Genomic DNA, 24425 nt, shown 5'->3' with positions numbered 1-24425 from the left:
GAAAATGCGTTCATTCGATAATGTCTCCGCGCAGAATGTATTTGCACACGGCCACGGTGCTGATAAAGCCCAGCATGGCAATCAGCAGCGCCGACTCGAAATAGGTTTTGCTGTTAAGCCATAGCCCCAGCAGAACAATCAGTGCGATGGAATTAACGTACATGGTATCCAGCGCCAGTACGCGGTCCGGAAGGTCTGGCCCCACGGTAAGCCTAAAGAGGTTCATTAGCAGTGCCATGACGACAAGCGCCAGGGTAATGTACAAAGCAATGCTTAGCATTCGTAAATCTCCTTGAGAGGGCGCTCATACCGCTCGCGGATCTGCCTGATCAGTTCCTCTTCATCATCAACATTTAGAGCATGGATTAATAGCGATTGACCGTCGAGACGCAGGTTGGCTGATACCGTGCCAGGCGTCAGGCTGATGGTGCTGGCCAGCAGCGTAATGGTGAAGCGCTCCTCCAGCATTAAAGGGTATTCAATAAAATGTGGCGTTAGCCTGCGCCAAGGGTTGGCCACTAGACAAGCCACCTCAAAGTTGGCGACGACGATATCCTTTAAAACCCTCAAGATAAACCGCAGCAGCACCCAGGGCTTTTTGATGCGTAGAGTCGTGTCCCAGAACTGATAGGTCACCAGTGGAATGATAATGGCCAGTATGCCGCCCAGCACGATTTGCCCGGGGGCGTAACTGCGTGCAAGCAGCAGCCAGACGCCCAGTAATAATAGCGATAAAACTGGCGTCGGCAGCCAGGAGCGCGGGGTAATCATGGGGCATCTCCTGCATCAAGTAGCAGCGTGTCGATCAAGATTTGTGGCTGTGATAGCTGCTCGGCCGTTGCCTGGGTGTAGCTACTGATGGGCCCCGCAAAAAGGGTCATTAAGGGGGCCGCGCTTAGCAGCCAGATGACGGCAAACCATTGGCGGCGTGGCAACGCATTGCCGCCTAAACTGCCGCGATAGCTACGCCAGAAGATCGTGGAGCCTGCGCGTGACAGAGCGATCAAGGCCGCCAAACTAACCAGCAGTAGAGTAGGCCATAGCCATAATCGCTGAGCACCTTCAGCGGCGTTGAGCACCAGTGCTTTACCCAAGGCGCCGGAAAGTGGCGGAACGCCCACAACGGCGACAGCACCTACAAGAAACAGTAACCCTAACGCCTTGCCTTGGGTCATGGGACGGCTTTTCACCAGCCGAGTCCCCGCCTTGCCGCGCTGCAATCCGATCATTTCGGCCAGCAGGAATAAACCACCCGTAATCAAGGAGGTATGAATCAAATAGTAAAGAAGCGCTGAAGTCGCTTGCTCTGTTCGCATGCCCACACCGACCAAAAGCGTGCCCACCGACAGCAGCACCAGGTAAGCGACCAGTAGTTTCAGATCTCGGGCAGCCATAATGCCTACCCCAGAGGCAACGAGCGTTGCCAAGCCGAGCCACCATACCCATGGCTGCTCCAGTGCGGTCAGTGCGCCCGCGCTTTCGCCAAAAATCAGCAGATAAACGCGCAGGATGGCGTAGATGCCGACCTTGGTCATAATGGCAAAGAGAGCCGCCACCGGGGCGGGCGCCGCTGAATAAGCGCGCGGTAGCCAGAAATAGAGCGGCAAAATGGCGGCTTTCAAGCCAAATACCACCAGCAACATTAACGCGCCAGCGGTCACCAGGCCTTGGCGTTCAGCAGGCAGTTCGGCTACGCGCAGAGCCATATCGGCCATGTTAAGCGTTCCCGTAGCGCCATAAAGCGTACCTACCGCAATCAGAAACAGTGAAGAACCTGCCAGGTTGAGTACTACGTAATGCACGCTCGCCTGGATACGTGCTTTGCCACCACCGTGTAGCAGCAGCGCGTAAGAGGCGAGAAGCAGTACTTCAAAAAAGACGAACAGATTGAACAAGTCGCCGGTTAGAAACGCGCCATTAATGCCCAGGAGTTGCCACTGAAAAAGGCCGTGAAAATTGCTGCCTTTTTCATCATCCCCTGCACAGGCAAATATCACGGCACCCACCGCAAGCAGAGCTGTGATCAGCAGCATCAAGGCAGATAGGCGGTCGAGCACCAGTACGATGCCGAAAGGCGCTTGCCAGTTGCCCAATGCGTAGTAAAGAATCTCGCCACGCATGGCTTGGCTAATCAGGCCTATCGCCACGGCCAATAATAGAACAGTGGCCACAACGCTCACGATACGTTTGTAGCGAACCAATCCCTGGCGCTGGTAGAGCAGCATAATGCCGGCGATCAACGGCAGGACGATAGGAAAAACAATTAGGTGTTGCATCATTCGCGGTCTTCCTTCTTACCGTCTACATGATCGTTGCCCACTTCACTGCGGGCGCGCATCGCGAGAATCACGACGAAAGCAGTCATTGCGAAGCCAATAACGATGGCGGTAAGCACTAGCGCTTGAGGCAGTGGGTCGGCATAAACGCCTTCGCCATGAACAATGGCCGCGCCGTCGGTGGTTAGCCCACCCATCGAAAATAGAAACAGGTTCACGGCGTAAGAAAGCAGCGTTAGACCTACCACCACGGGAAAAGTACGTCCCCGAAGCGTTAAATAGAGGCCACAGGTGCTAAGTACGCCGGTGGTGATTGCGTAAAGTAATTCCATCAGCTTTGCTCCTTGGCGGGTGGCGGAGTGACCTCATCGTCCTTGGACTCATCAGCCACTGGCCGGTGAGCCGTGGTGACCTTGCCCAGGTTGGCCAGAATCATCAGGGTGGCGCCGACGACGGCGAGATAAACGCCGAGATCAAACAGCAGGGCAGTGGCCAGCTCAAACTTACCTACTACCGGCAGGCTAAAGTAGCTGAAGGCAGAGGTCAGGAAGGGGTAGCCGAACAACCAGCTACCCAAGCCGGTTAGCGTCGCCACCGCAACCCCCGCAATGGCAACGGGTTGGAAGGGGAAGTTCAAACGCTGTTGCGTCCACTCCACGCCACGTGCCATATACAGAAGAATCAGCGCAACAGCGGTGATCAAGCCAGCGATAAAGCCGCCGCCGGGCTCATTGTGGCCACGCAAGAAAATAAACGCCGACACCAGCAACGCCAACGGCAATAGAGCTAGTGAAATAGAGGTCAGGATGGCCGGATAACGATCAGGTGACCAAACGCGGCCTTCTCCGTCGCTGTGCGGGATAAACAGGCGTAAACGGTTGAGCAATTTGAAAATCGCCAAGCCCGCCAAGGCTAGCACCGTGATCTCGCCCAGAGTATCGAAGCCACGGAAATCGACCAGAATAACGTTGACCACGTTATGGCCGCCGCCGCCAGGAACGCTATTGGTCATAAAGAAGTTAGAGATCGACAGGGTATCTCGCGTCATCACCGCATAGTTAATGCTGGCGATGACAAGTCCCAATGAACCCGCTAACAGCATGTCGCGCAGATTGCGCTTGGGACTGGACTCGGGTGGCGTCTTTTGAGGCAGGAAAAAAAGCGCCAGCATCAGCAAAATCATCGTTACCACTTCCACTGAGAGCTGCGTCAACGCCAGGTCCGGTGCAGAGAAGCGCGCAAACGTAAGGGCTACAAAGAGTCCCACCACCGACAGCATGAGTAGTGAAATTAGCCGGTAGCGGTGAGTGGCAGCGGTGGCGATACCGCCAAACATCAACATGCCAGCGCCTAGCAGTAGCACGCCATCAATTGGCTGGTTGCCTTTGGGGCCGGTAAGCTCGGTAATTTGCGATAAGCCGATAACGCCCATGATCAGCGTGGATAGCAAAAGCCAGCCCACAAAGCGCTGAAGCGAATGACCGTCCCAGGCAGCCACGAGTGCTTCTGCTCGTTGCTCAAGGCTGATCATTGCGCGCTCAAACACACGGCTTGCATCGACGCTGGCAAACGATTGGGCGAAACGACGTAAATCAGCATGGCGCCAGTAAAGGACAACACCCACAACAAAGGCCACCATACTCATGATGAGTGGCAGGTTCACGCCGTGCCAAATAGCCAGGTGGAAATCCAACGGTTCACCGAGCACCGCTTGCGTCGCCAGCTCAAGCAGGTTATTGACCATCAGCGTGGGGAATAAACCTACCAGCATGCAGAGCACTACCAGCAGTTCGACCGGAAAACGCATCAGGTGTGGTGGCTCATGAGGCGCCTTGGGTGACGCTTCCTTTGCGGGCGCATAAAACACCGCATACACCAGACGTACCGAGTAGGCAACGGAAAGAATGCCACCTATGGCGGCCAGCGCAGGGATTAACCAACTTAATCCGCCCAGTACGGGCGTGGCTAATGTTTCAGTAAAGAACATCTCCTTGGAGAGAAATCCATTAAAGAAGGGTACGCCTGCCATCGCCGCAGCGGCCAGTGTCGTAAGTAGGGCAGTAATGGGCATGGTTTTGCGCAGCGCGCCCAACTGCTTAAGCTCACGCGTGCCGGTTTCATGGTCGATGATGCCTGCGCTCATGAAAAGCGCTGCTTTGAATGTGGCGTGGTTAACGATATGAAACAGCGCCGCCAAAACGGCCATAGGCGTGCCGATGCCCAATAGCACCGTAATCAAGCCCAGGTGGCTAATGGTAGAAAACGCCAAAATACCTTTTAGGTCTGTCTTGAACAGGGCAAACCAGGCGCCATATAGCAGCGTGATTGAACCGATAAGCGGTACCACCACGCTCCAAAGCTCGCTGCCGGCAATCGCTGGGTGGAGCCGGGCCATTAAAAAGATGCCCGCCTTAACCATGGTGGCTGAATGCAGATAAGCGGAAACCGGGGTAGGCGCCGCCATGGCATGCGGTAACCAGAAATGAAACGGAAATTGCGCCGATTTGGTGAAAGCGCCTAATAGGATGAGCGCCAGCATGATGGGGTAGCGTGGGTCCGCCACAATGGTGGCACCACTGGCCAGCACATCACTCATATTAAAGCTACCGGCCATATCGCCGAGCAGTAATAGCCCCGCTAATAGGGCAAGGCCGCCTGCACCGGTCACGGTTAGCGCCATACGTGCGCCTTTACGCGCATCGTTACGATAAGACCAAAAACCGATCAATAGAAACGAGGAAAGACTCGTAAGCTCCCAGAACAACCATAAAAGAATCAGGTTGTCGGACATTGAGATACCGACCATAGAGGCCATGAACAGCATCAGGAAAGCGTAGAAACGCCCTACAGGTTCATCTTTGCCCAAATAGAAGTGGGCATACAGCAATACGAGCAGGCCGATTCCCAGAATCAGGAGGTTGAAAAGCAAGGACAGGCCATCCAGACGAAAGGCAAGTTCCAAGCCAAGCTCAGGCATCCATTCAGCATGGAAGCGCAACGTTTCACCATCCAGCAAGGCAGGGACCTGAAGTAAGGTGAGTAGCAGGGCGGCAGCCGGTACCACGCTCGTCGCAAGCGAACACACAGAGCGGTCGCGTTGAGCGGTGATCAGTGGCACCAGTACCCCAAGCAACGGTAATAAGGCTATCCAAAGCAGTGTCATGGGCTCATCCAGCGCAATAAAATCTCAAAAAAAGCCGCAAAGTGAGGAGAATACACCTAGGGCCAAGGGTAAATTAAGCGAAACCGTAGAATATCACTTGTTTTGAAGATGTGCGGCTTTCGTATAATCGGTCCGCTTATTCAATGAACAAGAGCAAGTGATTGGGTGCTTGCCGTTGATGCACGCCCCAAACGGATGGCGGTTATTGCAGGTAGCATTTGCGTTGCCGCATGGGGAGGATGAATAATGCTTCTCATTTTTTAAACTATTTTTTGAATTTTCTATGCTTGCGAGAACTTTACAGCAATGAGCACTTCCTTTAGTACCTGGCAGGCACGCTTTGAAAAGCTGCGTAGTAACACGTTTTTTGAGACATTTGTGATTGCCATTATCGTGGTGTCGGCGTTGGTGATTGGCGCGCGCACTTACGATGAGGTGAGCCGGTTTGAGCAGTGGCTCGGCGTTCTGGATATGGCGGTGACGGTATTTTTTCTGGTCGAAATTCTGATCCGTATGGCGGCAGAGCCCAGACTGCGGGATTTCTTCAAGAAAGGCTGGAATGTCTTTGATTTTCTGATTGTTACCGCCAGTCTAATCCCCATGGACGAGTCGGAAATGGTATTGCTGGCGCGCTTGCTGCGCATCTTCCGCGTGCTGCGCCTGGTGTCAATGATTCCTGAGCTTCAAATGCTGCTGTCGGCGCTGATCAAATCCATACCGCGTATGGGATACGTGGTGCTTTTGATGTTTATCATTTTCTACATTTATGCCGCAATCGGCAGCTTCTTGTTCCACACCGTCGATGAGCAGCTATGGGGCAATATTGCACTGGCCATGCTAACGCTTTTTCAGGTAGCAACGTTTGAAAGCTGGGCCACCGCCGTTCTGTACCCGACGATGGAACACTTTCCCTATGCCTGGATCTACTTCTTAACGTTCATATTCCTCAACGCCTTTATCTTTCTCAATATGATGATCGGCATTGTGCTGGACGTCATGCAAAAAGAGAGCGCCCAGATGGCGCTGGACAATGGCGAAGGGGAAGAAGCTGAAATACAGGGGCTGCGTAGCGATGTTCGCGAACTGCGTGCTCAGCTGGACCGGATGGAAGCAGCGCTGACAAAGCGTGACCCAAACTCGCCTCAATAAAAGGCAGGCCGCACCTGCTAGCTGCTTAAACCGGTGCTACTCGGTGGAAAATGCGTAAGCTAGCTTGCCATGCTCAGAGAGTGATTTTTCCAATTCAGCGCTATTAAACGCTGGCAGCTGGCCCATTTCTTGGGCGGTCAAACTGCCCGTAGAGGTGGTGGCGATCAGTGCATCGGGTGATACCTCAACCATTAATGTCGCTGCTCGAGTGACGGCGTCGGTATAGCCTTCAAGGGTCGTTAAGTTCAGTGTTTCCAGGGGTAGGCGCTCGGCTAGCCACTGCCCCCAGTAAAATTCGAGAAAAGGCGGCGGCGTAGCGGGTTTCTTGTAACCGACTCCGCGGGTGAAGTAGACCAATGAGCGATAAGGATCGTCGACCTGATGGCCATGACCAACGTGCTCCGGCAGCTCTTCTGAGGCAATTGGGCCGTCGGGCGCATCCAGCCAAACCAGCCGCTCTTCCTGCATGGTTGCCCAGAAGTGTTTCATATCGGGTAGGTCGTTGAAATTATGCGTGATAAGCAGGGGCATAACTAGATCAGGGCCTTCCAGTGCGAGGTAATTGCTAAAGGTATGATGGCCGTCGGTAATATAGACGCCGCTGTTAGGGGCGATAACCGCGGTTTTCATATCTTCGAGGTGGGTGCCCACTGCATCACTACATTCAAAGCTATCGAGATCACGTAGCGATGAGTTATCGTCAAAACGGACAATGCTTCCTTGCCCTGCAGTTTCGCAATATTCATCAAAGAGCTTTTTGTGGTCTACCGCAAAGCGGCCCTGTTTGTAGCTCATTTGCCGGTAGCCAAGCGCTGGCTGGGTAGGGTGCAACTCGCCCAGGGCTACCTCAAGAATCTCGGCAGCCGTGCTTTGTGCTGAAAAACCACTTAGCGGTAGCAGGGCTAGCAGCGTTAACGCGTGTTTCATCCGTTTCTCCAGAGGGCTATCGTCTTCGGTATTCGCGTAAGGTTACCGATAGAAGATGACACTCCGTTGACGCCCTCCAACGACCCCCATACAACTCAGCTGGTTAGTAAAGCTCAACCAATTAATATGGTGTCAAGACTTATCCTGTCCTCTTTGGGTAGACGCTTGGTGAGAGCTACCATAAAAATGGGGCGGCCCTTGTCTCTCAAGAGCAGCCCCGTTAATGGTGACAAGATTATTATGGGTTATTTGGGCAGGGCATAGACTACCAATTGGTCGCCTACCTGATCTTTTATAATAGAGTTGCCACCCGCCACAAACGCCACATATTGACGCCCTTCGTACTCGTAAACGGCAGGATTGGCTACTGCGGGCGCTTCCGCCTGGTCAGACCAAAGCTGCTCGCCGGTTTCAAGCGAGTAAGCGCGGAGTTTGGCGTCTATTGATGCGCCGATAAATATAAGCCCTCCTGCCGTGATTGCCGGGCCGCCAATGGTCGGTGAGCCCCAGCGCTCAGGCATGAAAAAACCATACTGCTGTGAAGCGCCCACCGGGCGGCGCCACTTCACATCGCCAGTGGTCATATCCAGCGCCACCAACTCGCCAAAGGGCGGTTCCCAGCAGGGCATGCCAAGCCAGTTAAGTGCTACTTCCAAGCGCATGCCGTAGGGCGCGCCCTCCTGGGGAGAGTACCCGCTTTCATTACCTGAGCCACTGTCGGCTTCTTCAAAGTCTTCACGATTAAATAGCTTCACGTACTGCACAATATGTGACGTATTAACGACGGCCGTTTGATTAACCGGGTCAAAGGCCACGCCGCCCCACTGCACGCCACCGGCACTGTCCGGGTAGGCAAGTGTTCCTTCGCCCTGAGTGGTGGGTGGGGTGTACATGCCTTCGTACCAAAGATCATCCCAAAGGGCGGAACACTGGCCAAAGCTCACCGCATCGGCCAGCGCCCAGATGTTGGGTTTCTCTGACTGGTCAAGAAGCGGGGCGGGTTTGGTGGGAAATGGCTGTGTAGGTGAGTAGACTTCGCCTTCTACCGTGCCATCACCACTAGGTACCTCGCGCTCTTCAATCGGCCATACGTCTTCGCCGGTTTCACGGTTAACCACGAAGAGAAAACCCATTTTGGTGGCCTGCATTAACGCCGGTATCTCTTCACCATCGATCGTAATATCCATTAGGGTAGGTGCGGCGTTAATGTCGTAATCCCATAGGTCGTGATGTACCCACTGGCGTGACCATACGACGTCTCCGGTTTCAATATCCAGTGCGGTCGTGGACGTGGCCAGCGGCACTTCCTCGGTGCGATTACCGCCCCAAAAGTTGGGCGAGGGCGAAGAGATGGGCAAGTATACAAGCCCAAGTTCTTCATCGGCTGCCATGTGAGTCCAAACATTGGCGGTACCGCTGCGTTCACGCATCTCTTCAGATAGCGCTTCAAAGGCCCACTCAAGCTCGCCTGTGCGCGCATTAATCGAGAAAACGGTACCCGAAGGGGCTTCACTGGTTGCCCAATCTTTACCCGCCCAGCCCAGGATAAGCCGGTCACCTACGACGGTGGGCGGTTGCAAGAGCGATAACGGCCAATCTTCGGGAATATTATTCCACTGGTTAACGTTCAAAACGCCGTTATCAGCAAAGTCTTCACAGGGTTCACCGCTATCGGCATCGAGTGCGAAAAGCTGAGCATCCATGGTGCCGAAGTAGATAATTTTATCGCAGGCATTGTCAGAAGGCTCGTCCGCTTCCCAGTAGGCTACCCCGCGGCTTTTAAGCGCTGGCTGGGTCAAGGCTTCAAGAGAGGATTCGGTATCAAACATCCAGCGCTGCTCGCCGGTGGCGGGGTCCAGGGCAAATACGCGATAAAACGGCGTGCCTATATAGAGCGTATCGTTGGCAAATACCGGGGTTGCTGACCAAACCGTGGGAGGAATATCGCCAGAGCCATCGGAGACATCGCCGGTATGAAACTCCCACGCTTTTTCTAAATTACCCACGTTGTCTACGTTGATCTGATCCAGGGGGCTATATTTTTGCGCATTAAGCTGCCCGTGAAAGCTATCCCAAATGGCTCCTTCGGGTACTAGCGGAATTGCTTGGCGGCTATTTGTCTCGTTTAAAGGTTCGCTTTGCTCGGAAGGCAGCGCTTGCGCCAATAGCGGTAACGGTGTGAACAGTAGAGCTAAAAGCATGTTGCCAGTGAAACGAGAGGATGAACGCCCACATTGGCGTTGGGTGTTTACATAATGAGCAGGCATAGAGCGCCTCAGGTCCGAGTGGGTTTAGAGGGGGAGCTTGTTATATCAACTATCAGCCCGATCAGGCCTATAACCATGGCGACGCCCAGCCACCACTGGTGTAAAAGCATAGCGGCGAAAAATGTCCCGGCCAGCCCAATAATAATAAGCGTACGAAGCGCGATGAGGCCGCCGCTGGCGTTAAGTTTGAAGAGCACCAGTGCCGCGGCAATGAGCACAACGCAGGCCAGAATAGCCACCAATGCACCAAGCGTGCCGGTTACTCCGGTCAACGGTGTTATATAAGCGTAAGCAGAAATAAAAACACCTGCTAAAGCGGCTAAAAGCAGTACTCCTGCGCCCGTACGGCGTCTTTGTAATCGCGACATTGCGTTATCACTCCTGTGATGAATAGATTTGTTCCAATGTTTACCTAATTGTTTGTTTAAGCGTAGCAGACACCGGTAATTGAGGTGGCGCTAACAGAAGGTTTATGTACGAGACGGTTGCGAGGAGACGAGAGGGGATGCATCTGGTTGATGGTGCTGGTAGGGGCTAGTGAGTTGCCCGTATGCTGGGTAAGCCTCTTAGGGGGAGCGTTGGGGGCGCTTCACGCTGCGCCCCATCATCGTGCCAATGAACTTAGGCTTGTGCCGGCACAAAGCGCGGGCGTAGGGTGAAGCACCAAAAGAGCAGCGCTACTACTACAATCACACTAATGTCCCATGCGGGTGAGAGCGTCGGTGACAAGATAAGCGACAGGCTGACTGCCAGAAAAATTCCTCTTTCCAACCATGAAAGTTTGCCGTTCATCCATCCCATCAAGAACACTGCCCACGAGAAGGTAGCAAGGAACATCCCTGCCGCGCCCACCGCTATCTGGAGTCCTGTGCCCTGCCAAAGAATGTGGGGGTCGTTGATAAACCCGAAGGGCACAAGGAAGATCACCAGTGAGTAGGCAAAGGCTAAAAGACCAGTTTTGTTCGCATCGGAGTTCGCGATACCCGCTGCTGCATAGGAGCATAAGGCAACCGGCGGGGTAACCATCGATAGAACACAGTAGTAAAGAACGAAGAGATTGGCGGCCAGACGATCTACCCCTAAATCCATTAGCGCTGGTACGAAAATTAGCGAGCCAATGATATAAGCTGCCACCGTAGGAAGTCCCATACCCATGATGATGCAGCCTACAATGACCAGCAGTAATGAAAGGTAAAGCTGACCTGTACCTGCATCCGATAGAATACTCACGAAATTCAGTGCAAGGTTCGACTGCGTAGCCACGACCATTACGATACCGACGGCCGCTAGCGGGGCTGAAATCCACGCCATTTGTTTTGCGGTATCCAGTATCGCATCGAAAAGCTGACGCGGATCATAGCGGGTCGATTTACGTAAAACAGGTACGACTAGCGCCGTTACCGTACCCACCAGCGCTGCATAGGGAGCAGAGTAGCCGATGATCAGGCAGGTGATCATGGCGATAGGCGAAGCCAAAAGGTGAACTCGAGGTAGTACGGGGGCGATCTCAAGCAGTTCGGCCGGAACGTTGCCAATGCCGTAGCGACGGGCACGCAGGTCAACGATGACATAAAGAGCAAAGTAGAAGGCCGCTGATGGGATCAGCGCGGCTGCCGCGATCGTGCCGTAGGGGATACCTAAAAGATCCGCCATGACGAAGGCTGCCACGCCCATAATGGGGGGCATAAGCTGCCCACCCGTCGAAGCAATCGCTTCGGTCGCGGCGGCTTGGTCCTTGGAGTAGCCCGCACGCCTCATGATCGGGATGGTCAGCGCCCCGGTCGATGTTGTATTGGCAATGGCGGAGCCTGATACCATGCCAAACAGCGCCGAACCTACCAGCGCCATTTTGGCCGCACCACCTTTTAGGCGGGCAGTCATACGCATAGCCAAGTCAATGAATAGCGCACCGCCGCCGGTAAAAGTAAAGATCGTGCCAAACAGTACGAAGTAGAAAACGAAATTGATGGCCGCCGTTGCTGTGACGCCGAAAATGCCGTCAGTTTTCATACTGATCAATTCGGCCATCGTCGAGAGCGAAAAGCCAGGAAATGACATCCAGCCAGGGAAATAAGGCCCGAGATAGCCATAGGCGAGAAAGCCCATGACCACTACCAAAAGCGACCAGCCCACAGCGCGCCGTACGGCTTCAAATATTAGAACCAGGCCTACGATATGCAAAAACATGTCGAGCGGCAGGACAGGGTCGATCATCTCAAGGTGGCGTTCGAGGCGGCCTATTTCGTTTTGGTAGGTCCAAACGAAGCCGATTGACAATGCAATAGCGCCAATGTCGATTGCCCGCCCTAGCCAGCGTGTAAGGCCTGCTCGCCAATTTAGCGGATTGAAAGCAAAAACCAGCGCCACAGCCATAAAAACGTGGAACGTTACCGCGGCGAGTGGCGATGCCGGGTTGAAAAAATGCCGGAGCAGATAGGTCACGTAGGTGAAGGATAGCCCTATCTGTACGACACGCATTAGCATCGGAAAGGTAAGCAGGTCGGACGGTTTCAATACACGCACCCCGAAATTGATGGCCATATTTACGACCGTGCGCCGCCGCGAAAACCTGCGGCGGCGTCACACGGTTTAAAGATAATGATTATTTGCCGAGCGATTACTCGATCCAGCCACGTTCGCGATAGTAACGAGCCGCGCCAGGGTGCAGTTCAAGTACCGATTGATCGGGTTGAGCACCCGCCTGAGGATCCCAGCCTGCCAGCGGAGGGAAGGACTCAGCCAACTGATCGCGTGCCTCGACCATCGCTGCGGTGATCTGGTAAGCGACGTCATCATCCAGATCGGTGCTGACGATCAAGATCGTAGGTGTATTCGATGAAGCATAGTCACCGTCCATCTTCGGATAACTGCCTTCGGGCAGAGCGATGCGCGGGACGCCCACTTCGACCATATGGTCAAGCACGTTATCGGACATGGGAACCAGGACCACATCGGTAGTCAGCGCTAATTCCTGCATGGTCGCCTGACCCAGTGGTGCGTTCTCGATATACACATCTGCTGTGCCATCACGCATCATTTGGGCAATCTGGGCGGTACTGATCTGGTTGATTGCACCACGGTCGCGCATTTCTTCGAGACTGGTACCAAGCGCTTCAAACATATGGTCGGCGAGGATAGGTACCTGCGAACCTGTGGGCTTGAGCACGAAGCGTGGCGGATTTTCAGCATTGACCATATCATCGAATGTCGTCAGGCCAGTACGCTCTACATAAGCACGGCGAGCAGTAATGGTGGTATAAGCGGCCTGCAAACCGCCGACAAGCGTACGCAGGTTCTCCGCCGAGCGGCCTTCGAACTCTTCCCCGATTCCGTCACGCGCCCAAAGAGCGGCATTAGCAGTGGCAAAGCCTATGTCGGCTGAACCCTGGCCTACTGCCAATGGATTCACCATGCCGCCACCACGAGGCAAGACGTCAGCATTAAGATTGAACTCACCTTCAGACCGATCGATGATCTCGCCCACCGCCGAGCCGTAAGCATACCAACCAGTGCCTGGATCCTGTGAGATGATGCGAATTGTCGCGTCCTGAGCCCATGCGGACATAGGAACAGCAGCCAAAATGGTAGCCAGAGCGGTATTCCTAAGGTTTTTCATTGGATCTCCGATTTTTTATTGTGCAGTGCTTGGTGAGTAGAAAGGCTTCACGCAAGAGGTCGCTAACAAATGGCGGGTGCTGCACCCTCAACCTCCAATGACTATAAAATGATCGCAACAATCAATTTATGCATTTGTACTTTTGTTGTATATACTAAAGTTAAATCACTTGTTTTTATTGTATTTTCAGATTCTTAATTGTTTTTTGATCGTTTTGGTCAATTATATTTGCTTGGTTTGCTTGCGATATTTTTTTAAATCAATCATTTTTATGATCGATTTGATCGCAAACGAGCTGAGGAAACTGACGCCATGACGCTATTTAAAGGCATTATCCCCGCCTTGATTACTCCAATGAACGATCGTCAGGCGGTAGATGAAGCCGCACTGCGTACATTGGTCGATACCTTGATTGATAAGGGCGTCCATGGGCTTTTCGCGCTGGGCACTAACGGTGAGTTCTTTGCGCTAAGTGACGACGAAAAGCTGAACGTTGCGCGAATAGTCGTTGATCAGGCTCATGGGAGAGTGCCAGTTATTGCGGGGACCGGTGCGTTTACCACCCAAGGCGTGATCGACATGAACGCCAGGATGGAACAGGTTGGGGTTGATGCATGTTCGATCATTACTCCTTACTTTAACGCGGTTTCCCAGCGTGAGCTTGTCGTTCATTATTCGGCGATTGCTGAGCAAGCATCGCTCCCCTTTATGCTTTACAACATTCCCGCTAAAACTGGCGGCACGATTACCATTGATACTGTGGCCGAGCTTTCGCACCTGCCCATGGTGCAAGGCATTAAAGACAGCGGCGGCGATTTTGACCGGTTGACGCAACTGATTGGTTTGAAGCGCGACGATTTTGCTGTTTTTACGGGTACCGACTCACTCATCCTTTGGGGCCTACTGGCGGGTGCCGATGGCGCGGTAGCGGCTACCACCAACGCAGTACCCGATGTCGTGATGACCATCTATAACGCCTTCCAGGCAGGCGACATGGAAACAGCTCGTGAAGCACAGGAAAAACTTCGCGTGCTGCGCACCGCCTTCGGTATGGCGACCATGCCGGTGGTATTGAAAGCAGCAGCCGAGTTGATGGGCATGCCAGCAGGCCCTACACGCGCTCCCGCACTACCGCTAAGCGATCAACAGCGCCAGCAGCTTGATGAATTGATGCAGGTTTATCGCTAATGGTTGAGAGGCCATCAATGTCTTTATCGGACAAGGCGCGGCTTATTATTCTGGCGGATGATCTGTCAGGTGCTGCTGACTGCGCGGTGAGCTACGCCAGGAGCGGTTCAGCGACGGTTATTGAGCTTTCCCTGCAAAATAACGTAGATGCGCAGGTGTTGGTTTTCGATACGGATTCTCGCCATTTGGACGCAACCGAGGCAGCTAAGCTGAATGTTGAGGCTTGGCGCGCAGTGCGTCAGCCAGGCCTTCGTCTTTATAAAAAAATCGATTCAACACTTCGTGGCAACTGGGCTCAGGAAGTTGCCGCGCTGATTCCTGAGGCGGGAATGGCGGTGGTAGCACCGGCCATGCCCACGATGAAGCGCTTTACTCGAGACGCACGACAGTTCATTGACCATACGCCTGTCGAAGAGACACCGGTGTGGGGCAATGAGGGGCGGAGCGGCAAGGCTTCACTGAGCGATATGCTGGTCGAGGCGGATATTAACGTCGCTCACTTATCGCTTGCCACGCTGCGCGAGTCATCTACGGACGTGCTAAGTCAGTGGCTTTTAAAACATCAGCAAAATCAGATAGAGGCCGTGGTGTGCGACGCCGAAAGTGACGCAGATCTTGAGCGTCTCGCTGAAGCAACGCATATCCTTGATCGCATCTTCTGGGTAGGCTCGGCAGGGCTTTCAAAAGCGCTCTGCCCCTATCTTGGTCGTGACGCAGGTACGGCTTTACTGCCCCCCGTCACGATAGAAGGGCCGGTTTTGATGGTGGTGGGGAGTATGTCGTCCGTTTCACATCGCCAGGTTGACTATCTGTTAACGAAAAGTGGCAAAGCGCTTGAACACTTCCAAGTGGATATCGCCGATCTACTGACCTTCCAGGGTGCGCCTTTTGCGCTGAAAAGAGCGCAACAAGCGCTTGAGGCAGGACACAACGTACTCGTAAGTCTGACTCAGCAAGCCCCGGACCCTTCCATTGACGGTTATGCGCTGTCGCAACGTCTAGCTAGCCACTTGGGCAACCATATAAGCCTACTTGGGGCGCTCGTCGCGACGGGCGGCGAAACAGCTAAAGCCTTGCTTAGCGCGGCCGGTATCAATCATCTGCGTCTCGTTGATGAGCTTGAGCCGGGTGTTGCGCTCTCGGTTAGCGGCCAAGGCATGCCGGTAGTGACCAAAGCGGGCGCCTTTGGTGGCGAGACGACGCTTTATGAGGCTTGGCGCACGCTGGTCGATAAACGTCCTTCCAGTTCATGTCGCTGTTGAGCCTTGCCAGGTTCTGCTCCTAGTTACTTCGGAGTAATACTACCAATGAGCTACCTTCCTGTTGTAGGTATCACCATGGGGGATGCCGCAGGCGTCGGCCCTGAAGTCATCATGAAGGCTCTTGCCCATGAGAGCGTATACACCACCTGCCGACCACTCGTTATCGGCGACGCGGGTCGTTTGAAAAAAGCGGGGCAGATTGTTGGCAGCCAGTTGACCCTGAATGTGATTGATGATGTTAGTGCGGCGAAATTTACGCCAGGCACAGTGGACTGCATTGATCTTGGACTGATCCCTGAAGATTTACCGTACGGACAGGTATCCCCAGTTGCCGGTGATGCGGCTTATCAGTTCATTGCGCATACCGTTGAGCTGACGCATAAGGGCGATCTTGATGCCATCTGTACAGCACCGCTAAATAAAGAGGCGCTACACGCTGGCGGACACCTCTTTCCAGGACATACGGAGATGCTAGCGCACCTGACCGGCATCGACGAGGTTTCGATGATGCTGGTGGCGCCCAATCTTCGCGTCATTCATGTCACCACCCATATCGGTCTGCTAGACGCTATTCACCGTATCGAGCCGGGACTCGTCAAACGTACTATCGAGCGTGCACATGAAACGCTTGCCCGCGCGGGTATCGATAACCCACGTATCGGCGTTTGTGGTATTAACCCTCACGCTGGTGAGAACGGTCTGTTCGGTTATGGCGAAGAAGAAGAGAAAATTGTACCTGCGATCGAAGAACTCACCGCGCGTGGGTGGGATGTTCAAGGCCCGCTTCCTGCCGATACGCTGTTCTTCCGCGCTGGCAGAGGTGACTTTGACGTAGTGGTGGCGATGTACCACGACCAAGGGCATGGCCCCGTTAAGGTGATGGGGCTTGAGGCCGGCGTTAATGTGACCGTGGGATTGCCCGTTATTCGTACCTCAGTGGATCATGGCACGGCGTTTGATATTGCTGGGAAAGGCGTGGCTGACGAACGCAGTCTGCTTGAGGCGCTTAAGCAAGCCGTTGACCTCGCCAATCGTCGTGAAAAACCCGCTACATCAACCACCGTCAAGGAGAACGCATAATGAAACGTATCGGCTTTATCGGCTTGGGCCTGATGGGTGCCAACATTGCTCGTAATATCATGCAAGGTGGCTACTCAATGTCCGTTTTTGATCCGCGCGAGGAAAGCATCGCGCCGCTTCTGAAACAGGGGGCTCAGTCGGTGGACTCTCCCAAGGCGCTGGCAGAGTGCTCGGATATTGTGTTTATTTGTGTACCCGGCGCTCCGCAGGTCGAAGCGATTGTTGAAGGTGAGCAGGGGTTGGCGTTGGGCGCTCACGAAGGGCTTGTCATTGTGGACTGTTCAACGTCCGACCCTACTCTGACGCGCCGCTTAAACGAAACGCTCGCCGCTAAGGGCGTCACTTTCATGGATGCTGCCTTGGGCGGTACACCGACCCAAGCGGAATCAGGCGAGCTACAGGCTATCGTCGGTGCTGATGATGCCACGCTTGAAGCCGTGCGCCCGGTGCTGGAGTGCTGGGCGGGTAAAATCCTGCACGTAGGCCCAGCAGGCGCTGGCCATACCATGAAACTGCTCAATCAATTTTTGGCCATGGGCTACGGTGCGATTTATTCTGAGGCGCTTACCATCGGCGCCAAAGCGGGCGTAACTCCTGCGGTATTTGACAGCGTTATACGCGGCAGTCGAATGGATAGTGGTTTTTATCAGACGTTCTTCCAGTACGTGCTGGAGCGCGACCGCGACGCCCACCGCTTTTCGCTGGCTAATGCTGGCAAGGATATCCGCTACGTAGCCAACCTGGCGGATGCCTTGAACGTTCAAGCGGGAGTCGCTCATGCCATTAAAGATTTATACGCAAGCGCACTGGAAGAAGGTGCCGGAGAAAGCTTTGTACCTGAGCTTTCCGATATCGTCGCTAAGCGACACGGTGTGTCCTTCTCATCGTAAAAGCGCTCTGCCTTAAGGAGTCTCAATGAAAGTCGCCAAGCGCCGCAGCGCCATGCTGGAAGCAGTCCACAACGGAATGACCGATGTGGAGACGCTTTGTGAGCGTTTTAATATCTCCGAGGCCACCGTTCGGCGAGACTTGTCATCGCTGGCCGACGAGGGATACATCGTACGCACCTATGGTGGTGCCGCCGCAGTGGTAGGCAAGCGTGAGCCAGAACTCTCGCTGGTTCAGCGTCAGCACGAACGGGGCGATGTCAAAGCGCATCTTGCGCTCGCTGCGCTTGGGCATATTGAAGACGGTGATACGCTGCTGCTTGACGGTGGGTCCACTACTACGGCGCTGGCTAAGGTGTTAGGGCAGCGGCGCAGGCTTCATGTGTTTACCAATAATGTGGCTGCGCTGCCCGCTCTAGCGGCTATCAAGGACTGCAAAGTAACGCTTTTAGGTGGGGACTTACGGACGGCTAGTATGACGACCTACGGTGTAACGGCTCAGGCGGCGCTTGAACGCTTATCGGTAGATAAACTTTTCGTAAGCGCTGACGGTGTAGTGGCCGATTTGGGGCTGTGCGAAGCCAGCGCTGAGCAGGCTTATTTAAAAGAGATGATGATTCGACGCGCTCTGAAAGTGGTAGTGCTTGCTGACTCCAGTAAGCTGGGTAACGCACGACAACAACACTGGACGCCTATGCTAAGCCACTGGACGCTTATTACCGATGATCAGGCCGGAAATGACAAGCTTGAAGTGTTTAAGCGTAGTCGTGCCATCACTCTCGAAGTGGTCGAAATCTAGCTTTTAGACAAGTTCAACTATGTACCCCTGAATTCAGTGGCGGCATAGGCGTTGGTAGACGCTTGCCGCCCCGCATTCGCCACCTCTTTTATAGCGGCGTTTTACTCGCCTCCCCAGGTACTTCGCGCACTAACCTGGGCATCAGAAAACCGGGTAAGTGCTCACGCAGCTGGGTGATGAGCGCACGCGCTTCATCATCCGGTACATCAAAATGAGCAGCACCCTGCACCGGGTCTAATACATGCAGGTAGTAGGGCAGAATGCCTGCTTCAAAAAGCCGCTCTGAAAGGGCGGTGAGTGTGCCCACTTCGTCGTTAACGCCGCGCAGCAGTACGCTTTGATTAAGCAGTGTGGCGCCGGCTTCTTTTAACCGGGTGCAGGCCTCAACGACGGCTTGATCTACCTCGTTGGCGTGATTGATATGCAGTACCACGACTTTTTGCAGCCGGCTGTTACCCAGCCAGGCAAGCAGCGCATTATCAATACGATCAGGAATCACCACGGGTAGGCGTGTGTGAATGCGCAGCCGCTTAAGATGAGGGATTTTTTCCAGCTCGCCGACTAGCCAGGCTAGCTGACGGTCGTTGGCAGCCAGCGGATCGCCGCCGGAAAGAATGGCTTCATGAATGGTGGGATTGCTACGCAGGTAATCAAGCGCATCTTGCCACTGGGCCCTGGAAGGTGAATTATCGCTGTAGGGAAAGTGGCGACGAAAACAGTAGCGGCAGTTAATTGCGCAGTTTGGGCTTGCGATTAATAGCACCCGGCCGGCGTATTTGTGAATCAACCCTTTGGCAGGGCGATGATCGGCCTCTTCAAGAGGGTCAAGCACGTAACCACCAGGCGTGAGCGCTTCGTCGCTGACGGGCAGCACTTGTCGCAGCAGCGGGTCGGACGTATCGCCGTAAGCGATGCGTGACAAATAGGCCTCGGGCACGCAGGTTTCAAACAGCGTATGCCCGGTATGTGCGCCAGAGAGCCATTCGCTCTTTAGTCCAAGCCGCTTGCAAAGCTCATGCGGGTCGCGAACGGCGTTGGAAAGCTGCTGTTGCCACGTGGGGCTTGAGGTTTCGTTGAATCGCTCGTGATTATCCGAGGCAACGATCATAATGTTCTCCTGCAAAAAAGCCCTCCTTCGGGTTATCATGCGCGCACTTATTTGACGATGCTACCCACGCTGCGGCGACGTAGGCTGGCCTGCATCGCTTACTGTAATAGCTAACTGAAATAGATCACAGAGAGGCAACATGGCTAACTATTCTACCAATGAATTCAAAGGCGGTTTAAAAGTAATGCTCGACGGTGATCCTTGCTCGATCGTTGAGAACGAATTGGTCAAGCCCGGCAAGGGCCAAGCGTTTAACCGCGTTAAGCTGCGTAACCTGATGACCGGCCGTGTAGGCGAGCGTACCTTTAAGTCGGGTGATTCACTGGAAGGTGCAGATGTCATGGACCTGGAGATGGAGTATCTCTACACCGACGGTGACATGTGGCACTTTATGAAAACGGACGGCTCTTTTGAGCAGTACGCCGTAGAGAAAAAAGCGCTGGGCGATACCATCAAATGGCTCAAAGAGCAGGTGCCTTATACGCTTACACTGTGGAACGACAAGGCAATTTCGGTGACGCCGCCCAACTTCATTGAGCTTGAAGTGGTCGAGACTGACCCGGGTCTGAAAGGCGATACGGCGCAGGGCGGCTCTAAACCTGCGACGCTCTCTTCGGGTGCTGTTGTTCGTGTACCTCTGTTTATCAACCAGGGCGAAGTGCTAAAAATCGATACGCGCTCCGGCGAGTACGTTTCTCGTGCTTGATAAGTACGTTTTTAAGCTAAGTGTTAAGTGAGTAGTTAAGTGCTTAGCCAAGTGGATAAAGCGGCAGGCTTTATTACGCACTTGGCTACATTTGTACTACATTAGGGCCACGCATTTGCGTGGCTTTACTTTATTCAAGGAGCGGTGATGGCCATTGATTGGCGACCAAATGCGCAAATTGAAACGCTGCGCGAGCGAGCACGTCTGCTTTCAAAGGTGCGAGCATTTTTTTCCCAACGTGACGTACTGGAAGTTGAAACGCCGGTGCTTGGGCAGGGCGGAAGTACCGATGTGCACCTGGTGTCACTTGCGACTCAAGCGCGCACTGATAAAGGCCAGCGGCGGTTATGGCTGCAAACCTCACCTGAATTTCATATGAAGCGTTTAGTGGCCGCAGGCAGTGGGCCCATTTTTCAGCTGGCGCGTAGTTTTCGTGATGGTGAAGTGGGCTCGCGCCATAACATTGAATTCACGATGCTTGAATGGTACCGGCCAGGATTTTCGCTTGGCGAACTGATCGATGAGACCGCCACGCTGGTGGCCACGCTGTTACCTGCTTTTGCCGGGCCGGTAGTGCACTATCGTTATCGCGAGCTGTTTCATACCTGTTTGGCTATCGACCCCTTCACAACGTCACTTGATAAGCTACGCGCGCTAGCCGCTGAGCGAGGCCGGATGCCTACCGGGGTGTTGGTGAACGAAGGCCGCGATACCTGCCTCGATCTTTTGATGAGCATGGTGATTGAGCCCACGTTGGGACAGAACGAATTAAGCGTGGTAACGGACTATCCCGCCAGCCAAGCGGCGCTTGCCCGCCGACACCAGGATGTGGATGGAGAGTGGGTCGCATCACGTTTTGAGCTTTACCTGAACGGTATTGAGCTGGCCAATGGGTATCACGAATTAACCGATGCCGCTGAGCAGCGCACTCGCTTTAGCGACGATAACGCTGAACGGCGACGCTTGGGGCTACCCGAGGTCGATGTTGATGAGCGTTTGCTGGCAGCGCTTGAGCATGGCATGCCCGAATGTGCGGGCGTAGCGCTGGGAATTGACCGTTTAATTCAATTGGCATTGGGTAAAGCACGCCTTGAAGACGTGCTCACCTTTTCGACGCCTAATTGCTAACGCTAAGCGATAGGCGGGGCTGGCGGAAAATCACCGAGGGTTTGGCCCATTTGCACCATGGCTTCTGGTCGATAATCCTCACGCGTTGCTGGATTGCTAAACGTGACTGGCTTGGCAAAACACATTACAACGGTAGAGCCGAGTTTGAATAGCCCCATTTCCTCGCCGCGCTCAAGTGTGATGGTTTTGTCAAAACGTGTGCGTTGAGGCACGCCCGCCAGCGGCGTGACCTGCCCAGACCACACGGTTTCAATGGCGGCAACGACCATCGCGCCGACCAACACCATGGCAAATGGGCCGTGTTCTGAATCAAAAATGCATACCAGGCGTTCGTTGCGTGCAAACAGGTTCGGCACGTAGCTCGCGGTGGCTTTATTCACTGAGAAAATTCGCCCAGGCACATAAATCATTTCCCGCAGTGTGCCGGTCATGGGCATATGTACACGGTGATAGTCGCGTGGCGAGAGATAAACGGTCGCGAAACTGCCGCCCATAAACTCTTCTGCAAGCGCGGCATCCCCACCCAGTAACGACTGAGCCGAATAGGTATGGCCCTTGGCTTGAACCAGCTGGCCCGCCTGCAGGCGACCATGGCGCGAAAGCGAGCCATCGGCCGGGCTTAAAATGCCTTGCCCCAGCGGGCGAGCATCCGCTTTTAAAGCGCGGGTAAAGAACGCGTTAAAATTGGCGTACGCCGTTGGGTCCGGCTCAAGTGCCTGGCTCATGTCGACGTTAAACCGCTTGATAAAGGCCTTGATCAGCATGTTTTTCAGCCAAGGCACTTCACTCTGCGCAAACGTGCCGGTCAGACGCGAGATGGCATGATGGGGAAGCGGGTACTGGAGTAACGAGAAAGCTTTTTGAGGTAGCGTCACATTAATTACTTTTAGCAGTGGTTAAACGTCGTGCCAGCCAAGCCGGTTACGTTACTTTTCAATCGGCGTATCGTCGCGGTTGCCCCATTCACCCCAGGAGCCCGCATAGCCGCGTATATTAAACCCTAGGGCTTTGCCTACCAGCCAGGTAAAACTGCTGCGGTGGTGGCTCTGGCAGTGAGTGGCTACTTCCATATCGGGCGTTAGGCCCATGGCCCCAAGCTCAGTTATAAGCTCGGCGTAGTCGCGAATACGCAGGGCGCGGGCCCGGTCCATGGCGTTTAGCCAATCCATATTGACCGCACCTGGAATGTGGCCAAGATGCTTATTATTGCCTTTCTCGCCGTTATATTCGCCCTGGGAGCGAGCATCCCAAACTGCAAACTGCTTGTCACCCAGCTTGGCTTTAATCTCATCACAGGTGATGAGCGCCTGCGGGTTTAAAATTTGTGCATGGTATTCGCTAGGCGAGGGGCGGGTTTGCTCCGTGCTTTCGGGCATGCCGGCATCACGCCAGGCATGAATGCCGCCATTTAAATAGGAGTAGCGGGTGTGGCCAATCAGCTCCAGCGTCCATAAAAGGCGCGCTGCCCAGCCGCCGCCTTCGTCATCATAGGCCACAACGTGGGTGTCGCGGGTAAGCCCCAATGCGCTGAACAGCTGCGATAAGAAATCCACATCGGGAACGTCGTTGGGCACCGGGCCTTCGCCGCGCATCAGATAGCGAAAATCCAGATATACCGCGCCCGGCACATGCCCCTGGCGGTAACTATCCGGATTCACCGGCACATCAATGATCAAAAGCGCTGGTTGATCCAGGCGACTCTGCAACTGTTCTGGCTCAACGATCAGCGGTAGAAGATTTGACTCTGATGATGGGTGCTCGGTGCTCATGGTTAGCTCCTTTAAAATCAAGCGTCTAAGCTATCGAGAATCCGGCGATAGCTGGCAAAGCGTTCCGGGTGAATCTTGCCTTCCTCAACCGCTCCAAGTAAAGCACAGCCTGGCTCCTCCCGGTGGCGGCAGTCACGAAAACGGCAGTGGCCCAGGAAAGGGCGGAACTCGATAAAGCCGTCGGTTACGTCCTGTTCGGTCAAATGGATCAGGCCAAATTCCCGAATACCGGGAGAGTCGATCAGCTCGCCATCGGTGACTTCATCGCGGTTCATGGTATAGAGCCGCGCGGTAGTCGTGGTGTGCGTGCCCTTGCGTGAATCTTCGGAAAGCGCGCCGATACGCAATGACTCATCGGGCAACAGCAGGTCAATTAGCGATGATTTACCCACGCCGCTTTGGCCCACAAACACTGAGGTGCGGCCCTCAAGCTGCTGGCGTAAAGGTGCAAGCCCTTCTTCGTTGGCCGTGGTAGTGCGCACCACCGGGTAGCCCAGCGCACGGTAGCGCTCTAGTAGCTTGCCAAGCTCGCCGCCATCGTCTGGCAGCAGGTCGATTTTGTTGAGTACCAGAACAGGCGCGATATCGGTGGCTTCAGCGGCGACCAGATAACGGTCAATCAAATTAGGATGCGGCGCAGGCTCGACGGCAAAAACGATTAAAATCTGGTCGATATTGGCGGCGACCGGCTTGAGTTGGCCGCGCGCGTCAGGGCGCTTGAGCACGGTGTCACGCTCTTCGCGGGCCACAACAACGCCGGAGCCCTCCTGGCCTGCCCGCCAGATTACCCGGTCACCGGTCACCATACCGTCCAGATTGGCACGTAGATGGCAGCGTACCGGTGTGCCCTCGGTATTACGTACTTCCAGCGTTCGCCCGAAATGCGCCATCACCCGGCCGGGCTGTTCGGCGCCGTATTCGCCAGCAGCCAGCTTTTCAGCGTCGCGTACATCACGCTTTTCAGCGCGGCTGGCGCGCTCTGCCTGGACTTTGTCGACTCGCCACTGCTGCTGGCGGCTTAATTTACGTTTGCTCATGACCACCCGATGCTCGGTACAATAGAGGATAGTGTACCTGTTAACTGACGCCGGGTAACTCGA

Annotated in this window: 22 protein-coding genes; 8 read left to right on the top strand and 14 right to left on the bottom strand. The window is 54.3% G+C overall.

All coding sequences use genetic code 11. From position 1 onward, the window contains the following. Nucleotides 1–10: 10 nt before the first annotated feature. Genes CZ787_RS12175 through CZ787_RS12155 form a run of 5 tightly spaced genes read right to left on the bottom strand, consistent with a single transcriptional unit; the run spans nucleotide 11 to nucleotide 5439 of the window. Nucleotides 11–280 (bottom strand): K+/H+ antiporter subunit F, encoded by a 270-nt coding sequence (locus tag CZ787_RS12175; protein WP_087109537.1) that lies wholly within the window; start codon nucleotides 278–280, stop codon nucleotides 11–13. Then, nucleotides 274–771 carry a Na+/H+ antiporter subunit E gene (locus CZ787_RS12170; RefSeq protein ID WP_087109535.1) on the bottom strand — a complete coding sequence of 166 codons (498 nt, stop codon included), beginning with the start codon at nucleotides 769–771 and terminating at the stop codon, nucleotides 274–276. Before CZ787_RS12170 ends, CZ787_RS12175 begins: the two co-directional genes overlap by 7 nt. Continuing rightward, a complete protein-coding gene (locus CZ787_RS12165; RefSeq protein ID WP_087109533.1) occupies nucleotides 768–2279 on the bottom strand; it encodes a monovalent cation/H+ antiporter subunit D in 1512 nt (503 codons plus the stop codon). The genes CZ787_RS12170 and CZ787_RS12165 overlap by 4 nt, the downstream gene beginning before the upstream one ends. Further along, nucleotides 2276–2608, bottom strand: a complete 333-nt coding sequence (locus CZ787_RS12160; protein WP_087109531.1) for a Na+/H+ antiporter subunit C — start codon at nucleotides 2606–2608, stop codon at nucleotides 2276–2278. The genes CZ787_RS12165 and CZ787_RS12160 overlap by 4 nt, the downstream gene beginning before the upstream one ends. Beyond that, nucleotides 2608–5439 carry a monovalent cation/H+ antiporter subunit A gene (locus CZ787_RS12155; protein WP_087109529.1) on the bottom strand — a complete coding sequence of 944 codons (2832 nt, stop codon included), beginning with the start codon at nucleotides 5437–5439 and terminating at the stop codon, nucleotides 2608–2610. The genes CZ787_RS12160 and CZ787_RS12155 overlap by 1 nt, the downstream gene beginning before the upstream one ends. A 306-nt stretch (nucleotides 5440–5745) precedes the next feature. Between CZ787_RS12155 and CZ787_RS12150 the strand changes: the two genes are divergently transcribed. After that, the gene (locus CZ787_RS12150; RefSeq protein ID WP_087109527.1) at nucleotides 5746–6588 is read left to right on the top strand and encodes an ion transporter; all 843 of its coding nucleotides are present in this window, start codon (nucleotides 5746–5748) and stop codon (nucleotides 6586–6588) included. Between the two features lie 36 nt (nucleotides 6589–6624). On the opposite strand, the gene CZ787_RS12145 is transcribed toward CZ787_RS12150, so the two are convergent. The 5 genes from CZ787_RS12145 to CZ787_RS12125 all read right to left on the bottom strand — a co-directional run bounded on the left by CZ787_RS12145 (nucleotide 6625) and on the right by CZ787_RS12125 (nucleotide 13398). Beyond that, complete coding sequence (locus tag CZ787_RS12145; protein ID WP_087109525.1) at nucleotides 6625–7515, bottom strand: ParB/Srx family N-terminal domain-containing protein; 891 nt, start codon at nucleotides 7513–7515, stop codon at nucleotides 6625–6627. A gap of 245 nt (nucleotides 7516–7760) precedes the next feature. Then, entirely contained in the window at nucleotides 7761–9716 is a 1956-nt protein-coding gene (locus CZ787_RS12140) for a pyrroloquinoline quinone-dependent dehydrogenase (protein WP_087109523.1), read from the bottom strand. Nucleotides 9717–9790: 74 nt separating this feature from the next. Continuing rightward, a complete protein-coding gene (locus tag CZ787_RS12135; RefSeq protein ID WP_087109521.1) occupies nucleotides 9791–10150 on the bottom strand; it encodes a hypothetical protein in 360 nt (119 codons plus the stop codon). 253 nt (nucleotides 10151–10403) lie between these two features. Beyond that, nucleotides 10404–12323, bottom strand: coding sequence for a TRAP transporter permease (locus tag CZ787_RS12130; RefSeq protein WP_217883871.1), 1920 nt, complete (start codon nucleotides 12321–12323; stop codon nucleotides 10404–10406). A 76-nt stretch (nucleotides 12324–12399) separates the two neighbouring features. Then, nucleotides 12400–13398 carry a TAXI family TRAP transporter solute-binding subunit gene (locus tag CZ787_RS12125; RefSeq protein WP_087109519.1) on the bottom strand — a complete coding sequence of 333 codons (999 nt, stop codon included), beginning with the start codon at nucleotides 13396–13398 and terminating at the stop codon, nucleotides 12400–12402. A gap of 312 nt (nucleotides 13399–13710) precedes the next feature. Here CZ787_RS12125 and dapA point away from each other — a divergent pair, with 312 nt between their 5' ends. From dapA to CZ787_RS12105, 5 genes are read left to right on the top strand one after another with little or no spacing between them, the layout of a single operon-like run. After that, nucleotides 13711–14586 (top strand): 4-hydroxy-tetrahydrodipicolinate synthase, encoded by an 876-nt coding sequence (gene dapA, locus CZ787_RS12120; RefSeq protein WP_087109517.1) that lies wholly within the window; start codon nucleotides 13711–13713, stop codon nucleotides 14584–14586. Between the two features lie 17 nt (nucleotides 14587–14603). Continuing rightward, a complete protein-coding gene (locus CZ787_RS18960) occupies nucleotides 14604–15848 on the top strand; it encodes a four-carbon acid sugar kinase family protein (protein WP_217883870.1) in 1245 nt (414 codons plus the stop codon). Between the two features lie 45 nt (nucleotides 15849–15893). Continuing rightward, nucleotides 15894–16928 carry a 4-hydroxythreonine-4-phosphate dehydrogenase PdxA gene (gene pdxA, locus CZ787_RS18955; protein WP_217883869.1) on the top strand — a complete coding sequence of 345 codons (1035 nt, stop codon included), beginning with the start codon at nucleotides 15894–15896 and terminating at the stop codon, nucleotides 16926–16928. Continuing rightward, complete coding sequence (locus tag CZ787_RS12110) at nucleotides 16928–17818, top strand: NAD(P)-dependent oxidoreductase (protein WP_087109515.1); 891 nt, start codon at nucleotides 16928–16930, stop codon at nucleotides 17816–17818. The genes pdxA and CZ787_RS12110 overlap by 1 nt, the downstream gene beginning before the upstream one ends. A 25-nt stretch (nucleotides 17819–17843) precedes the next feature. Further along, nucleotides 17844–18614: a DeoR/GlpR family DNA-binding transcription regulator gene (locus CZ787_RS12105; protein WP_087109513.1), complete on the top strand. Its 771-nt coding sequence runs from the start codon at nucleotides 17844–17846 to the stop codon at nucleotides 18612–18614. Nucleotides 18615–18702: 88 nt separating this feature from the next. Here the strand turns inward: CZ787_RS12105 and epmB are convergent, their stop codons facing one another. Further along, the gene (gene epmB, locus CZ787_RS12100; RefSeq protein ID WP_087109511.1) at nucleotides 18703–19722 is read right to left on the bottom strand and encodes an EF-P beta-lysylation protein EpmB; all 1020 of its coding nucleotides are present in this window, start codon (nucleotides 19720–19722) and stop codon (nucleotides 18703–18705) included. Nucleotides 19723–19861: 139 nt separating this feature from the next. On the opposite strand from epmB, the gene efp reads away from it, so the two are divergent. Next, the gene (gene efp, locus CZ787_RS12095) at nucleotides 19862–20428 is read left to right on the top strand and encodes an elongation factor P (protein WP_087109509.1); all 567 of its coding nucleotides are present in this window, start codon (nucleotides 19862–19864) and stop codon (nucleotides 20426–20428) included. Nucleotides 20429–20575: 147 nt separating this feature from the next. After that, nucleotides 20576–21556: an EF-P lysine aminoacylase EpmA gene (epmA, locus tag CZ787_RS12090; protein WP_087109506.1), complete on the top strand. Its 981-nt coding sequence runs from the start codon at nucleotides 20576–20578 to the stop codon at nucleotides 21554–21556. A 2-nt stretch (nucleotides 21557–21558) separates the two neighbouring features. Here the strand turns inward: epmA and asd are convergent, their stop codons facing one another. From asd to rsgA, 3 genes are read right to left on the bottom strand one after another with little or no spacing between them, the layout of a single operon-like run. Continuing rightward, nucleotides 21559–22431: an archaetidylserine decarboxylase gene (gene asd / locus CZ787_RS12085; protein ID WP_087109504.1), complete on the bottom strand. Its 873-nt coding sequence runs from the start codon at nucleotides 22429–22431 to the stop codon at nucleotides 21559–21561. A 51-nt stretch (nucleotides 22432–22482) separates the two neighbouring features. Beyond that, nucleotides 22483–23325 (bottom strand): sulfurtransferase, encoded by an 843-nt coding sequence (locus tag CZ787_RS12080; protein WP_087109502.1) that lies wholly within the window; start codon nucleotides 23323–23325, stop codon nucleotides 22483–22485. Between the two features lie 17 nt (nucleotides 23326–23342). Next, nucleotides 23343–24362, bottom strand: coding sequence for a small ribosomal subunit biogenesis GTPase RsgA (rsgA, locus tag CZ787_RS12075; protein WP_087109501.1), 1020 nt, complete (start codon nucleotides 24360–24362; stop codon nucleotides 23343–23345). Nucleotides 24363–24425 lie beyond the last annotated feature (63 nt).

Source organism: Halomonas citrativorans (assembly GCF_900163645.1).
GTDB lineage: Bacteria > Pseudomonadota > Gammaproteobacteria > Pseudomonadales > Halomonadaceae > Vreelandella > Vreelandella citrativorans.
Note: the sequence above shows the minus strand (reverse complement) of the source record. Positions and strands in the feature narration are given on the sequence as shown.